Here is a 15,999-nt window from a genome sequence, read left to right on the forward strand (position 1 = left end):
TAAATCTTACTACTAATAAGAAGTTAATAGTAATATAAGGACTAACTCAAATAATCTATTCATTTAATTTAGGACTTAAAACCATAAAGCGGTCCATAAGTTTCACAAGCTTTATAATCTGCAGATTCTAAATTTTCGCCAAAAGCAGACCATGCGCTTGGGCGAAAAACATCATCATCAGAAACATTATGCATGTTTACTGGAATTCTTAATAAAGCAGCCAATGAAATTAAATCGGCACCAATATGTCCTACAGAAATAGCGCCGTGATTTGCACCCCATTTAGCCATTACAGTGTAAGCATCTTTAAAGAAACCTTCTCCTGTTACTCTAGGTACAAACCAAGTTGTTGGCCATGTTGGATTTGTTCTTTCGTCTAAAACCGTATGTATATCTTCTGGTAGCTCAACGCTCCAGCCTTCAACTATTTGTAATACTGGCCCAATGCCTTTTACCAAGTTTATTCTGCACATAGTTAATGGCATAGTACCCTTGGTTTTAAATTGTGATGAGAATCCACCGCCTCTAAAATACTCAGCGATAGCTGCTGGCCATTTTGTATTGTCTAAACATTTTTGCGCTTCCTCTTCTGTAATATCCCAAAATGGCTTCATTGTTGGGTTGCCATCCGCATCTGTTTGTTGTGCGGTTGCATCTAAAGTTGTAGAGCCAGAGTTGATTAAGTGAATTATACCATCTTTAGCAATACCCGTTAGTTTTTTTCCTGTAACACGTTCTACAGATTCTGGACTCCAATAGGTTCTTACATCTGAGAATATTTGAGCAGTATTGGTTAATAAATGCCCGAATAACATAGAAACCGCATTTAAACAGTCATTTTCTGTAGCGAAAACATATGCTTGACGAATACCATTCCAATCGAAAGAAGAGTTTAAAATAGATTCTGTAAAATCGGCATTTGGTTGGTAATCTGTCCATTGACGTTGCCCTTGGAAACCTCCCATGATAGCATTACGTCCTTTAGATTCTTCACCAAAACCAAGTTCTTTTAATTTAGGGTTTCCAATCATTAAATCACGACAAATAAGCGTCATTTTAACGACTTTTTCCCATTCTTTTTCTTTTATTTCGGCAGATTTTTGCGCTTCAGGACTGTTCCAATCTTTACCTTCTTCACAGTTTTCTTTAGTCCAAGCTAACGCTTTTTTAAATTCCTCTTTATCGTAAATACCTTCATCCATTCTACGTAATAATTCCACAGATTCTACGAATTCAGCACGAACACCGAAATAATCTTGTAAGAAATTAACATCGACCATAGATCCAGCAATTCCCATAGAACTGTAACCAATAGATAGATACGATTTGCCTTTCATTTGTGCTACAGCTAATGCTGCTCTAGAAAAACGCAATAATTTTTCTTCAACATCTTTTGGAATGCTTGTATCTCCTGTGTCTTGTACTTCTCTTCCGTAAATTCCGAAAGCAGGCAATCCTTTTTGAGAATATCCTGCTAAAGCCGCAGCTAAATAAACAGCTCCTGGTCTTTCGGTTCCATTAAATCCCCAAACTGCCTTTGGCATTAAAGGATCTGTATCCATAACTTCTGTGCCATAACACCAACATGGAGTTACTGTTAAAGAGACTTCAACACCTTCTCTTTTAAATTTGTCAGCACAAGCAGCAGCATCTGCAACACCACCAATAGTGGTGTCTGCAATAACGCATTCTACTTGTTCTCCACTAGGGAAACGCAAGTTGCTTTCTATTAGTTTTGCAGCAGCTTTTGCCATATCCATACATTGAACCTCTAAAGATTCTCTTACACCAAGCTCACGTCCGTCAATTACAGGACGAATTCCTATTTTTGGTAATCTACCTATTAATCTATTCATTATAATATGTCTTTAATTTTATTGTAAATGGTTAAGCTATTTTATGTGAATTGTTCTAATTCAACTAATTGCTCATTAGAAAGCCCTGCTGGTTTAAATCCTGCTGCCCAACACATCATTAACATTTTAGCGCCTTTATTTGCTACATCTAAAAAGTCCCAAGCTTGCATAACATCAGGTGCAGTTGCTGTTGCGCCATGTTTTTCCCATAGGGATACATTTCTTGTTTTAAAAGCTTCCATGGTAACTTCAGCCAAAGCAGCTGTACTTGATAAGGCATAAGGTGTACAGTGAATTCCTTTTGGAACAAATACTTTCACCTCCGGACACATCATCCAAATTTGTCTGTTTAATTCCTCTTCATTATCAAATAATTCATGATGACTCATGCAAATTAATTCTAAGGGGTGTGTATGAACGACTGCTAAATTTTCTGGATTATGAATACTATTAAATAAGTGAATACTAGAATGGGAAATCAACTCGCAAGTTGGACCAAAATTCTCTCTTTTACCTCCCCATACAATAGAGTAACCTGTCGCATCATCATTAATTAAAAGAATACAAGAAACATTTTCGATACTATCTACTAAATCTCTTAGATAACAACCAGTACCAGTTATAAAAAGTACAAAGCCTGCGGCTCCTTTTGGAAATTCAAAAGGTCTTTCTTCTCCTATTCCTTTTAAATCTTCTTTATTAAAGAAAGAGGTTAAGTTCATAGAAATATTTCCGGCATTTCTTTCCGCCCATTCACGTTGCCATAAATAGCCAGCAACTGTTGAGATTTTTTTTAATTCTTTTTGTACTTCAACAGGAAGTTTTATATCGCTCATAAAAGATTTTTTTTAATTATTCTTGAAGTGTAAAGTTAGGATGCATATAGAAAAAATAAATATTTAAAATCTGTATATTTGTGTATAATTTAAACATAGGTGCTCATGACGAAGTTTATAAATAATATTGAATTAGGAGATCCTTCAACAAAAAATCAAAATTTTATAGATGTTAATTTAAAACTTTTATGCTGTAGATATTGGTATTTAGGTTTGTGGGATTGCCATGATATGGTATATCCATTTTGGCGCATTTATTGGAATAAAAATGAAGGTGGAGAATTGACACTTCAGGAAAATGTTTATACTATGCAACCTGATTACTTATATATAATCTCCCCTTTTACATCCTTTTCTACAAGGTATTTACAAAATCATAAATATGATTCGGGTATCCACGTTTCGGGAAAAAATTTATCAGAAAGTCATAATGAAACCTATTATGAAAAGAAATATCTTTTACATTTTTTTACTCATTTTAATTTAGGAGCTCCATTCGATAATGTGTATCCTGGAATTTATAAAGTAGAATTGACAAATCATCTAAAAGAGCGATTAATATATTTAACCGAAAGATTAAAGATTGAAAATCACGATTTTAAGTTAACATTTAATTTGAAGTTGCAAGCTTTTATAAAAGAAGCAATATCGAATATAGGTCCAGAGTTGTGGAAGACTATTAATATAGATGACCGTGTGTTAAAGGCGCATCGTTTTATAGAAGCTAACATTGAAGAGAAATTGAGTAACTCCGAATTAGCTTCCATTGTAAGTATGGCGCCAAATTCTTTTGCAAGGCTATTTAAGGAAGAAATGAATATTACTTTACATAAGTTTATACAAAATCGAAAAATAGCTAAGGCTTGCGAAATTTTTGAATATACAAACGAAACCATAGAAAGTATTTCTTTTAAACTTGGTTTTTCAGATAGATACCATTTTTCCAGGGTTTTTAAGTCTATTACAGGTATTTCTCCTGCGCTTTATAAATCGGGAAGGTATACCTCATAAATTTATCTCTAGACAGTTTCTAATTATTTATGTGTGATTTGTTAATGTTTAAATTATACATAAAGTAGCATATTATAGATAAATATTTTTTCTTTAGTATTTGGCAACTTTGTATGTGAACGGTTTTCCTTTGTTCAGAAACAATAATTATATTTTAAAAAAGCAATGCCTTTTTTAATACTATTAAGCTAAAAATAAAATCTAAAAACACTAATTATGAAACATTTTGATCAATACATCAACGGTAAATTTGTGAAATCAACTTCCACAGAAACTACAGAAGTTTTAAACCCATGTACTGAAGAAGTTTTATCACTAATACCTAAAGGGTCTGTGGCTGATGCTAATCAAGCCTTAGAAGCTGCGCAAGGAGCGCAACATGCTTGGAAATCACTTACAGCTATTGAAAGAGCAGGGTATTTACATAAAATGGCTACTGTGATTCGTGAAAATAGAGTGTTTTTAGCCGAAACATTGGCAAGTGAACAAGCTAAGGTTATTGGATTAGCTCAGGTTGAGATTGATGTTACAGCAGATTATTTCGATTATAATGCTGGATGGGCAAGAAGAATTGAAGGAGAAATTATTCAGAGTGATCGTAAAAAAGAGCATATATATTTGCACAAAGCTCCTATTGGAGTAGCTGTTGGTATTTGTCCATGGAACTTTCCGTTTTTTGTTGCAGCTCGCAAAATAGCACCATCTTTAGTTACAGGTAATACATGTGTTTTAAAGCCAAGTTGTATTGCGCCAAATACGATATTAGAATTCATTAAATTAATTGAAAAAATAGATCTTCCAGCTGGAGTTTTAAATGTAGTTTGTGGAACAGGACCAGTGGTTGGAAATGCGCTTACTTCAAGTTCTATTACTGGAATAATAAGTTTAACAGGAAGTGTGTTTGCAGGACAACAGGTAATGGCTGCAGCATCTAAAAACTTAACTAAAGTATCTTTAGAATTAGGAGGAAAAGCACCAGCAATTGTATGTGCAGATGCTAATTTAGATCTTGCTGTAAATGCAGTAGTTTCTTCTAGAGTTATTTATAGTGGTCAAGTTTGTAACTGTGCAGAACGTGTTTATGTAGAAGATTCTATATATGATGAATTTTTAGATAAAGTGACTAAAAAAATGGGAGAGCTAAAGGTGGAAGACGCTTTTTCAGATAATAATCCAGATATGAGTAGTATGGTGTCTAAGGCACAATATGATAAAGTTGCAGAAATGGTCGAGTATGCAAAAAAAGAAGGAGCAGAAGTTGTATTAGGTGGCGGTCGTTCTACGAATTTTGATAAAGGTTATTTCTACCAACCAACTTTATTAACTAACGTGACTCAAAATATGCAAATCATACAAGAAGAAGTTTTTGGACCTGTATTGCCTGTAATGAAATTTGCGACTTTAGATGAAGCTATTGCTTTAGCGAATGATAGCGAATATGGTTTAACTTCGTCTATTTTTTCAGAAAACATTAATAAAGTAATGCATGCCTGCGATCAATTAGAATACGGAGAAACGTATGTAAATAGAGAGCATTTTGAAGCAATTCAAGGATTCCATGCAGGGTGGAAAAAATCTGGATTAGGTGGTGCAGATGGAAAACATGGAATGGAAGAGTATTTACAAACCAAAGTCATTTATACACAATACCAATAGTAGATTGTAACTATTAAAAAGTTGATTAGTAGTGAAGCATGCTATTGTAAATGAAATTCATTTAAAAAATAGTATGCTTTTTTTTTCTAAAAGAACCTATTTAAACACTAAAGCTAAAACATGAAAAGTATAGAAAAAGTACCAGTAGTATCCAAAGAAGTTTTGATTCCTTTTATATTAATAACATCTTTATTTGCGCTTTGGGGGTTTGCAAATGATATTACTAACCCCATGGTTGCAGCATTTGGTACGGTAATGGAAATTTCTACGGCTAAAGCTGCTCTAGTGCAATTTGCGTTTTATGGCGGTTATGCTACCATGGCGATTCCAGCAGCTCTTTTTGTTAGAAAATATAGTTACAAAAAAGGTATTCTATTAGGTCTTTCATTATATGCTTTTGGAGCACTATTGTTTTATCCTGCTGCAGAATTTGAAATTTTCGGATTCTTTTTAGGCTCCCTTTATATTTTGACCTTCGGTTTGGCTTTTTTAGAAACAACTGCAAATCCATATATTCTATCTATGGGAGATGAACGTACTGCTACACAACGTTTAAATTTGGCTCAGGCTTTCAATCCAATAGGTTCCCTTTTTGGAATGTTTGTGGCTTCAAAATTTATTCTTACTGCTTTAGATTCTGATAAAAGAAATGAAATGGGAGAATTGATTTTTTCTACCTTAGGTGAAGCAAAAAAAGCTGTCATTAGAACACACGATCTAGCTATTATTAGAAACCCTTATGTTATTCTTGGTGCTGTTGTAATTATCATGTTGATTATAATTGCAGTGGCTAAAATGCCTAAACGTGCAATAAACGAAGAGCAAGGTTCTGCCAAAGATTCTTTTAAAAGATTGTTTCGCAATGGTAAGTACCGCGAAGGTGTTTTAGCGCAATTATTTTATGTAGCTGCACAAATTATGTGTTGGACATTTATCATTCAATACGCAGATAATTTAGGTATTGCAAAAGCAACAGCGCAAAACTATAATATTGTTGCAATGGGTATTTTTTTAACCAGTAGGTTTATTACCACTTTTTTAATGAAATATGTAAATGCTAAAAAGTTACTTATGATTTTTGCTCTATGTGCTATGGCTACAATGCTTGGAGTTATTTTTATTGAAGGTATGATGGGGCTTTATTTACTAGTAGCAACTTCTGCATTTATGTCCTTAATGTTTCCAACAATTTACGGTATTGCACTTAATGGTTTAAGTGAAGAGGATTCTACACTTGGTGCTGCAGGTCTAGTGATGGCAATTGTAGGAGGTGCTTTAATGCCAATCTTACAAGGTTCAATTATCGATATGGGTACTGTTGGTTCTTTTGCAGCGGTTAATGCCTCTTTTATATTGCCTTTTATATGCTTTTGCTTTATTGCATTTTATGGGTATAGAACACTAAAGGTTCATAAAGACTAAATCTTTTTTAAAAATTAAAACGATTATGGAAGTGAATGGAAAAATTATAGAAGAATTTGGATTTAAGGCTTCAAAAATGGGTTTTTTTCAAGAATGGCAATCTTTAGTAGATGTGCTTAAAAAGGAAAAAGATATATCTGTAAATGAAGCTTCCGAAATAGCTTTTCAAAGGTTATTAAACCAATCCAATTAAAAAAAAATAGATTATTATAAAAAAAACGATTCTCAAAATGGCTGACCAAAAAAAAGAAATCAAAATTAACTCGAAATATCCTTCGGTTACAGATTTAAGAAATAGAGCTAAGAAAAAAATGCCAAAGTTTGCTTTTGAGTATTTAGATGGTGGATGTAACGAAGATATTAATCTAGATAAAAATCGATCTGATATTCAGAAAGTAGAACTCATGCCTCAATATTTATCAAAATTTGATAAATCGGATTTGAGAACGGAATTGTTTGGCCATACCTATGATGCGCCTTTTGGTATTGCACCTGTTGGTTTGCAAGGTTTAATGTGGCCTAATTCTCCAGAAATATTAGCAAAAGCTGCAGCAGAACACAATATACCCTTTATTTTAAGTACGGTAACAACCTCAAGTATTGAACGTATTGCAGAAATTACAGAAGGGAAGTCTTGGTTTCAATTATACCATCCAGCTGAAGAAAAAGTAAAAAGAGATTTGTTAGATAGGTCTGCTGCAGCTGGAACAGATGTATTAGTTATTTTGGCTGATGTTCCAACTTTTGGATATAGACCTCGCGATGTTCGTAATGGGTTGGCAATGCCACCATCTATGAGTGTAAAAAATATTATTGAAGTTTTTAAGAAACCAGATTGGGCTATTCAAACCTTAATACACGGTCAGCCTGCTTTTAAAACCTTAGAACCGTATATGCCTAAAGGATTGAACTTAAAAAAACTTGGGGAATTTATGGATGCTACATTTTCTGGAAGATTAAATGAAGAAAGAATAGCCTCCATTAGAGAACAATGGAAAGGAAAATTAGTGATTAAAGGTGTTGTAAGTGAGGAAGATACTGAAAAAGCAATTAGTCTAGGTGTTGATGGTTTAATTGTATCTAATCATGGTGGGCGCCAATTAGATGCAGGACAATCTACTATTGTACCTATGACGCACTTAGCTAAAAAATATAAGGATAAAATAAAAATCATGGTAGACTCTGGTTTACGTGGTGGGCCAGATATTGCAAGAGCAATGGCTAGTGGTGCAGAGTTTACATTTATGGGACGCAGTTTTATGTATGGTGTTGGTGCTTTAGGAAAAGAAGGTGGTGATCATACTATTTCTTTAATGAAACGTGAGTTTCAACAAGTAATGGAACAGGTTTGTTGTGAAAAAGTAGGCGATTTACCTAATCACATTATAAATAAGTAGCCTTAGAATTATTGGTGTTTTGTATAAGGTAATAAAAATGTATTGTTAAGTGTTGATTTTTAGTAAATAAAGCCTAAAGTTGCATATTAAATTCTTTTTTCAATAGAGTATACTAATAACATTGTTTATCTTTTGAGAGAGAATTTGTATAAGAGTGATACATGAGAATAAGTTAATTGTTCTTTTCTTTTTTGGTTTTAAAAACCAATATCATTTGTAAATATAATTAGCAAACAATTATTTTTTAATGCACAATATTATATGAAAATAAAACTAATCTATCTCTTGACATTTTTATCAGTGAGTTTTAGTTATGCTCAAATTAAAAATGTTCAACCCAGTAACCAAAGAATAGAATCTTTTAATAGTGAACAAGGTTTTAATCAAAATACGGTTAGTGCTATTATTTCCGATTCTAAAGGGTATCTATGGGTAGCTACGCCAAATGGATTAGTGCGTTATGATGGTTATTCTTTTGAATACTATTATCATGATCATGAAAATAAACAGTCTTTAATTAATAATTATGTATCCCATCTTTTAAGCGATTCTAAAGGCAGAATCTGGATTGCAACAAGAGAAGGAATAAATATATATTTAACAGATAAGGAGCAATTTCTGCCAATAAAAAACTCAACAAATAAGGCTGTTTGTATAAAAGAAGATGGTAGAAATCGTGTTTTTGTAGGTGATAGTAAAAAGATTGAAGTTTATTATTCAGGAGGTGAAGACTTAGAAGAAATAAATAAAATCACCGAAATTAATTTAGAAAAAGTATTAGGCGATAATACCATTACAGATATAGAGTTTTATTCCGATTCCGAATTGTTAGTAGCTACCAATACTAAAATTTATAAAATAGATTTTAATGAAAAAGCAAATTATACAATTGGAGTTTTAGAACTTCAGTTGGATAAAAAGATAAATGCTATAAAAAAAATAATAAAGGTAGATAATTCTTTGTGGATAGGAACTAGTACTGGTCTTTATCAAACATTTCATGAAAATAGTCGATTAATTACAGTAGGTACTCATTTTACATCTAGTAACGAAAATATTGATACTCAATATGATATTCTATCTCTATATTTAGATACAGAAAAGAAATTATGGATTGGTACAAGAAAAAATGGTATTGTTTGTTACGATGCTAATACCTCTAATTTTAGATCCTTTAAATTTGATTCAAAATATAATAACGGTTTAACCAGTAACCGAATTAATTGTTTTTTTGAAGATGCTTTTGGGGTTTTATGGATAGGAACTGCCCAAGGAGGATTGAATAAATTTGATAAAAATCAAAAACCTTTTCAAAATTATTCGCATAATCCGTATGATGATAAATCCTTATCAGGAAACTTGATTACAGATATAACGGAAGCTTCTGATGGTACAATTTGGATGTCTTTTTTTGAAAGTTCTATATGTAGAACCGATGAAAAGTTAAACATTAAAACGGTAAATCAAATTCATTTTAATCGACTTGAAAAACAATTGAGTATGTTAAAGGAGCAATGGGTTTTACGTTTGTACCAAGATGATAATGGGTATTGGTGGATTAGCACCAGCGAAGGGATTTACTTGTATGATGAAAAAAAGGATAATCTACATAAAATACAAATACTAGTAGAAGGGCAACTAATCAATCCCATTTTTTATCGCCTCATCGAACAAATGAATGCAGATCAAATTATTTTAGGAGGTTCTAAAATTTTGATGCTTAATAATCCTTGGGAATCAATTTTAAATGACAAACCTATTGAAACGGTACAGGTTTTATTTGATATAGGTGCTAATAATCAAATTAATGAATACTTAAAAGATGATTTTGGTAACTATTGGTTTGCAACAATTAATGGGATTTATAGAGTAATTAAAAATAATGAAGAATGGTTGATAAAAAACCACATATCCACAAACTCTGATGATGGTTTAAAGCTTAGTAATAACCGTGTATTTTCAATGCATAAAGACCTTAATAAAAATATTTGGTTAGGAACATTTGGAGGCGGTTTAATGAAAATTAAATTAAATGTTTTAGGGGAACCTTTAGAAATTAAAGGTTATCATAAAAAAGAAGGACTTCGTGATGAAGCGATTTATGGAATTTTAGAAGATGATAAAGAACAACTGTGGTTAAGTACAGATATGGGAATTGGTCATTTTGATCCTATAAATGAAACATTTGATTTTTATGATGTAAATAATGGGATTTTAAGTAATAATTTTCGACAATCTGCGTATCTAAAAACCAAAAACGGTACTATGTTAATGGGGGGCGTTGGTGGTTTAACAATCTTTGATCCGAATGATATCAATAAAAATGAAATTTCGCCAAAAATTTTAATCTCGCGATTAAAAATAAATAATCAGCCAATCGTAGTTGGTAAGAAAATTAATAATAAGGTTGTTCTGGAGCGTTCCATTTCAGAAACCAAACAACTTGTAGTTGGTAATAATAGTAGAAATATTTCATTAGATATTATAGTGCAACATAGTGCTACTCCAAATAAAAATAAATTAGCGTATAAGTTAGAAGGTGTAAATAACGACTGGATAGAAATTGATGGAGGAAAAACGACAGCTACATATACTAATCTAAGTCCTGGGAATTATATTTTTTTATATAAAGGCGCCAATGGCGATGGAATTTGGACAACTAAAACGGAAAGTTTTTCTATAGAAGTATTAGCACCTTGGTATTCGAGAAATTGGAGCATAGCGTTATGGGTGTTATTAGTAAGCTTAATAACTTATGGTGTTTTTAAGTACTTAGTTAAAGTCGAGAAATTAAACCAAAAACTAAAGTTTGAACAATTAGACAAAGAAAGAGTTAGAGATATGAATCAAGCAAAATTGCGCTTCTTTACTAACATATCACACGATTTTAAAACACCGCTGTCATTAATTATTGGCCCATTAGAAAAAATAGCAGAGCAAAATAAAGATATAGGAAATCAAAAATATTTTTCTATCATTCAAAATAATATTTCAAGACTTCAACGATTAATCGATCAGCTAATTTCTTATAGAAAAGCCGAAACGGGGCATCTGGAACTAAACTATTCAAAAATTACTTTAGGTAATTTTATTTATCCTTTAATGGAAGCTTTTGAAGAATATTCTCAAAAAACACTTCTTAATTTTTATTATAAAGTAGACGAGCCTAATAAACTTATCTCTTTAGATTTAAATAAAACAGAACGTGTTCTTTTAAACTTGTTTTCTAATGCGGTTAAATATTCTAATTTAAATAGAGAAGTAAATATTGAAGCAGGATTTGTTACAAATAAGGAAAAGGAATGTTTGTTTATTCAAGTAACAAATACTAGTGAAGGTATACCTTCTGATAAAATTGACAGAGTCTTCGATCGTTATTATCGTGGAGTAGATGAAAAAAATGATTGGAGCGGTACAGGTATTGGTTTAGCACTATGTAAATCATTAATAGAATTAATGAAAGGTTCTATTGAGGTGACTAGTGAAATAGATAAGAAAACAACATTTAGAATAGAGCTTCCCGTTGTAGATAAAGGAAATTATTTAGAAGAAGGGGAATTTAATAAATATCAAAAGCTAGTAACAGATTGGTTACCTGCAGAATTAGATAATCCGCAAGATGAAACCTTAGACATTCTTCGGCCTACTATTTTAGTAATTGATGATGAGCAAGACGTACGTTCTTTTCTTTATGAATCTTTTAAAAGTAAGTATAATGTTTTAGTAGCAGCAGATGGTGAAGAAGGATTAATGAAAATACAAGAAAATCCACCACAACTAGTCATTAGCGATGTAATGATGCCAAAATTAAACGGTTATGACCTTTGTGAAAAAATCAAGTCTAGTATAGAGTTTTGTCATATTCCAGTGATCCTATTAACAGCAATGGGTGATGATCTAAAGGAAATTAAGGGTTTAGAATTAGGTGCAGATGATTATATTGTTAAACCATTTTCTATTAAATATTTAGAAGTTAGGGTGAAAACACTCATAGAAAATAAACAACGCATATTTACTCATTTTTCTAGAAATAGTTCCATCCCTAAAGATTCATTAATGACTTCTAGTAGGGATAAACAATTTTTGGAAAAAATCAATATATCAATAGAGAGAAATATGTCCAATTCGGCATTTGGCGTCGAAGAGTTAGCAACAGATATAGGTATGAGTACTTCTCATTTTTATAGAAAACTAAAAGAACTTACTGGTCAAGCCCCTAATGTTTATCTTAGGAACTTTCGTTTACAAAAAGCAGCACAATTATTAACGGCAAATAAAAATTTAACTGCCGCGGATATTATGTTTGAAATTGGTATAGAGTCAAAGTCTTATTTTTCTTCCGCTTTTAAAAAAATACATGGAGTTTCTCCATCAGAATTTGTTAAGAAATTATAATAAGTATTATTTCAATATCTCATTATATCTTTTTTTGTAATATATAGGTTTTTTCTTACAATAATGATTGAACTCAGTAATATTATGAAGGATATGAGTAAGCCTCTTTTAGTCTGATAATTGCATATTTGTGATAATACTTAGGTGAAAATTAAGATTAATGAAAAATAAACTACGCTTTTTTGCAATAATATTGTTTGTGTCAATGGGTAACGTGTCGGCCCAAAATAAATTTCTTAAAAATACCAAACCAAACATTATTCTAGTAATGACCGATGATCAGGGTATGGGAGATTTATCCTGTATGGGAAATCAAGTTTTAAAAACACCAAATATTGATGCCTTCTATAAAAAATCGACGCGATTTACCGATTTTCAAGTCAGTCCAACATGTGCACCTACAAGAGCTGCTTTAATGAGTGGAAATCGCCCGTTTGAAGTTGGTGTAACACACACCATTTTACAACGAGAACGTCTGGATTTAGATGTTTTTACTATGCCACAAGCCTTACAATCTGCAGGATATGAAACAGCGCTTTTTGGAAAATGGCATTTAGGAGACGATGAAGATTATTTACCTATTAATCGAGGGTTTAATGAAGTCTTAATGCATGGAGCAGGAGGTATTGGACAAACTAGGTATGGCGATTTTCCACCGAATGAAGAAAACTTATATTTCAATAATGTTTTACTGCATAATAATACCATTGTAAAAACAGAAGGTTTCTGTACCGATGTGTTTTTCGATGCAGCAATGGCTTGGATTAAAGAAAAAAATAGCACCAATAAACCGTACTTCGCTTATGTCGCTTTAAATGCACCACATGCACCATTGGTAGCACCAGAAAATTACAAAAAACGTTTTTTAGACTTAGGTTACGATAAAGGTACAGCTGGGCGTTACGGCATGATTGAAAACATCGATGATAATTTTGGTAAAATGATGCAAAAATTAGAGTCTTGGAATGCCTTAGAAAATACGCTTGTTATTTTCATGACAGATAATGGAGCAACACATTTAAAAGGATCACTTAACGGAGAAAAAATCACACATTTTAATGCCAATTTAAGAGGTGGAAAGAATTCGCCTTTTGAAGGAGGAACACATGTACCTGCCTTTTGGTATTGGAAAGGAAAATTAGGAACAGGAGTGGATATTGATAAACTTGTTTCTCATATCGATTTATACCAAACTTTTTGTGAAATAGCAGGAGTTACACTGCCCGAAAAAATGCAAGACTTAAGTGGTCGCTCTTTGCTTCCACTTTTAGAGAACCCCAATGAAGAATGGGAAGATAGAGAATTGTTTATTCACTGTGGTCGTTGGGCCGAAGGTAAACGCGAAGAATTTAAATACCAAAAAGCAGCGGTAAGAACACAACAATGGCGATTGGATAATAATACCCAATTGTATAATATACCAAATGATCCTTCAGAAGAAAATGACGTATCTGCGCAACATCCCGAAGTTATTGCCCAGCTTCGAGAAGCATATAACCAATGGTGGGAAAATACCAAACCTTTAATGGTAAATGAAGGCTTACCAAAAGTAAAACCAGAAGATCAGCCACTTGCAAAGCGCTATTACAAGCAATTAAAAGAGTCTGGAATTCCTAATTGGGCACCAGAAAACAATAATTAATAAATTAAATAAAATGATTAAAAGAAATCTTTTTATACTATCCTTTCTTTTGTTTTTAATTGGTGTTTTATCGGCCCAAGAGCCAATATCTAAAGTCGACAGCACGGTAGGTTGGTATAAGGATACAAAATTTGGCATGTTTGTTCATTTTGATGTGCGAGGTGATAAGAGTAAATTTAATCCTAATAATCTGGATACAGATGAATGGGTGCGCATTGCTAAAGAGGCTGGAATGAAATATATCGTTCCAACAACACATCAGTCCTCACACATTATTATGTGGGACTCTAAGGTCTCAACCATGGACGTCACGGATGTAACACCATTTAGACAGCCTTACTTGAAAGAGTTGTCCGAATCCTGTAAAGCTGAAGGTCTTAAAATGGGTGCGTATTTTGCCATTGCAGATCCAGGAAATCCTCTTTATAACGAACCAGATGTTGGAGGTGAGATAAGACCTTATGTAGATTATTTGCATGCTGTGATTAAGGAACTTTGTGAAATGCATGAACCAATCCTATTGTGGTTTGATGCTTCACGTAGGTTCAGAGCAGCAGAGGCCAAACCGCTGCTGCGTCAACAAGATATGATAGATATGCTTCATACTTACGGAACCATTTCTAATAGTAGATTAGGAGACGATGATGCACAGCAGTATGTGGATTATTTAACTATGAATGATAACATGGCTCCAGATTTTAATTTAGGTATGCTTTGGGAATCTGCAGTAACAATTACTAAGGATGGATCTTGGCATTTTAAGTCTAAAGATGCCGCGTTGAGGTCTACTAAAGATCTTTTACATAGATTGATTAATGCCGCAGGAAACGGTGGAAATTTATTATTAAATGTTGGGCCCGACCAAAATGGTGTCATTCCAAAGAATATGCAAGATAGATTGAAAGAAGTGGGAGATTGGCTTGCTATAAATGGGGAAGCAATTTATGGTACTCAAGCTGGTCCTTATCCGCATCAAATTAGTTGGGGTTCTATTTCACAAAGAAAGGATAAAGAAAATACAATTCTTTATTTAAATGTTGTGGACTGGCCACAATCGGGGAAATTTACGTTATACGGATTGCATAATAAGGTGCTCAAAGCTTCTCTTTTGGCAACAGACCAAGAAATAAGCTTTAAATCTATTCAGGAAAACAATATTATTACATTCGATATCCCAAAAAAACAACCCGGAAAGTTTGTTTCAGTAATTAAAGTAGTTATAGAAAACGAACCAATTATGGATCAAGACTTTGTTCAGCTTACCGATGGCAAGGTTTTAATGGAAGCTTATAATGCGCAAATTCATGATTTGGAGCTCATACAAAACAAACCAAGCAAAGCTATAGACATGAAAATGGTAACTGTTCCTCAAAAAGGCGAAGGTATTATGCCGGGAAGAGGTATGACGGTTATAGGTTTTGATAAAAAAGGACAGGCTTTAAGTTGGGATTTAAAAGTATATCAACCAGGAGATTATGATGTAATGGTTGTTAGTCATGTCACTAAAGGGGAAGCATGGAAAGTGGATGGTAAACTAAAAGCAACTATTGCAGGCCAATCTGTAGAGAGTCAATTGTCCGATTTTAAACGGTTGGAAACCATTACCATGCCACATTATTTAGAATTATACTCGAAAATTGGAAAGGTAAAATTAGAGAATGCTGGAGCTTATACCTTAAACCTGGAGGTAGCCTCTGATTTTTTAAGTGAAAAGCCAAAAATTAAAGGTGTTGTTTTAATTCCGACAAAAGATAGAGGCAAGCAATAATTAAGGCCATAAGTTT

The 15,999-nt window shown here is 32.8% G+C and carries 10 protein-coding genes; 8 read left to right on the forward strand and 2 right to left on the reverse strand.

Annotated features, from left to right (window positions below):
* Window positions 1-68: 68 nt before the first annotated feature.
* Both Q4512_RS13390 and rhaD read right to left on the reverse strand, forming a co-directional pair.
* The gene (locus Q4512_RS13390; RefSeq protein WP_303425580.1) at window positions 69-1,856 is read right to left on the reverse strand and encodes an L-fucose isomerase; all 1,788 of its coding nucleotides are present in this window, start codon (window positions 1,854-1,856) and stop codon (window positions 69-71) included.
* A 41-nt stretch (window positions 1,857-1,897) separates the two neighbouring features.
* Window positions 1,898-2,692 carry a rhamnulose-1-phosphate aldolase gene (gene rhaD, locus Q4512_RS13395; RefSeq protein WP_303425581.1) on the reverse strand — a complete coding sequence of 265 codons (795 nt, stop codon included), beginning with the start codon at window positions 2,690-2,692 and terminating at the stop codon, window positions 1,898-1,900.
* 105 nt (window positions 2,693-2,797) lie between these two features.
* Between rhaD and Q4512_RS13400 the strand changes: the two genes are divergently transcribed.
* The 8 genes from Q4512_RS13400 to Q4512_RS13435 all read left to right on the forward strand — a co-directional run bounded on the left by Q4512_RS13400 (window position 2,798) and on the right by Q4512_RS13435 (window position 15,983).
* A complete protein-coding gene (locus Q4512_RS13400) occupies window positions 2,798-3,703 on the forward strand; it encodes an AraC family transcriptional regulator (protein ID WP_303425583.1) in 906 nt (301 codons plus the stop codon).
* A gap of 216 nt (window positions 3,704-3,919) precedes the next feature.
* The gene (gene aldA, locus Q4512_RS13405) at window positions 3,920-5,359 is read left to right on the forward strand and encodes an aldehyde dehydrogenase (RefSeq protein ID WP_303425585.1); all 1,440 of its coding nucleotides are present in this window, start codon (window positions 3,920-3,922) and stop codon (window positions 5,357-5,359) included.
* A 120-nt stretch (window positions 5,360-5,479) separates the two neighbouring features.
* Complete coding sequence (fucP, locus tag Q4512_RS13410) at window positions 5,480-6,781, forward strand: L-fucose:H+ symporter permease (RefSeq protein ID WP_303425586.1); 1,302 nt, start codon at window positions 5,480-5,482, stop codon at window positions 6,779-6,781.
* Between the two features lie 25 nt (window positions 6,782-6,806).
* Window positions 6,807-6,974 carry a hypothetical protein gene (locus Q4512_RS13415; RefSeq protein ID WP_303425588.1) on the forward strand — a complete coding sequence of 56 codons (168 nt, stop codon included), beginning with the start codon at window positions 6,807-6,809 and terminating at the stop codon, window positions 6,972-6,974.
* A 37-nt stretch (window positions 6,975-7,011) separates the two neighbouring features.
* On the forward strand, window positions 7,012-8,178 hold the full coding sequence (locus Q4512_RS13420) for an alpha-hydroxy acid oxidase (RefSeq protein WP_303425590.1): 1,167 nt from the start codon (window positions 7,012-7,014) through the stop codon (window positions 8,176-8,178).
* 285 nt (window positions 8,179-8,463) lie between these two features.
* A complete protein-coding gene (locus Q4512_RS13425; RefSeq protein ID WP_303425591.1) occupies window positions 8,464-12,573 on the forward strand; it encodes a hybrid sensor histidine kinase/response regulator transcription factor in 4,110 nt (1,369 codons plus the stop codon).
* 160 nt (window positions 12,574-12,733) lie between these two features.
* Window positions 12,734-14,215 carry an arylsulfatase gene (locus Q4512_RS13430; protein WP_303425592.1) on the forward strand — a complete coding sequence of 494 codons (1,482 nt, stop codon included), beginning with the start codon at window positions 12,734-12,736 and terminating at the stop codon, window positions 14,213-14,215.
* Between the two features lie 136 nt (window positions 14,216-14,351).
* Window positions 14,352-15,983 carry an alpha-L-fucosidase gene (locus Q4512_RS13435; protein WP_303425633.1) on the forward strand — a complete coding sequence of 544 codons (1,632 nt, stop codon included), beginning with the start codon at window positions 14,352-14,354 and terminating at the stop codon, window positions 15,981-15,983.
* The last annotated feature ends 16 nt before the right edge of the window (window positions 15,984-15,999 follow it).

The sequence above is a fragment of the Oceanihabitans sp. 2_MG-2023 genome, assembly GCF_030547245.1.
Lineage (GTDB): Bacteria > Bacteroidota > Bacteroidia > Flavobacteriales > Flavobacteriaceae > Oceanihabitans.

Bases quoted from the DNA above. Each gene is read 5' to 3' on its own strand.
- Q4512_RS13420 (WP_303425590.1), top strand. From the start codon at position 7,012: ATGGCTGACCAAAAAAAAGAAATCAAAATTAACTCGAAATATCCTTCG.
- Q4512_RS13400 (WP_303425583.1), top strand. From the start codon at position 2,798: ATGACGAAGTTTATAAATAATATTGAATTAGGAGATCCTTCAACAAAA.
- Q4512_RS13390 (WP_303425580.1), bottom strand. From the start codon at position 1,856: ATGAATAGATTAATAGGTAGATTACCAAAAATAGGAATTCGTCCTGTA.
- rhaD (WP_303425581.1), bottom strand. From the start codon at position 2,692: ATGAGCGATATAAAACTTCCTGTTGAAGTACAAAAAGAATTAAAAAAA.
- Q4512_RS13415 (WP_303425588.1), top strand. From the start codon at position 6,807: ATGGAAGTGAATGGAAAAATTATAGAAGAATTTGGATTTAAGGCTTCA.
- aldA (WP_303425585.1), top strand. From the start codon at position 3,920: ATGAAACATTTTGATCAATACATCAACGGTAAATTTGTGAAATCAACT.
- Q4512_RS13435 (WP_303425633.1), top strand. From the start codon at position 14,352: ATGTTTGTTCATTTTGATGTGCGAGGTGATAAGAGTAAATTTAATCCT.
- fucP (WP_303425586.1), top strand. From the start codon at position 5,480: ATGAAAAGTATAGAAAAAGTACCAGTAGTATCCAAAGAAGTTTTGATT.
- Q4512_RS13430 (WP_303425592.1), top strand. From the start codon at position 12,734: ATGAAAAATAAACTACGCTTTTTTGCAATAATATTGTTTGTGTCAATG.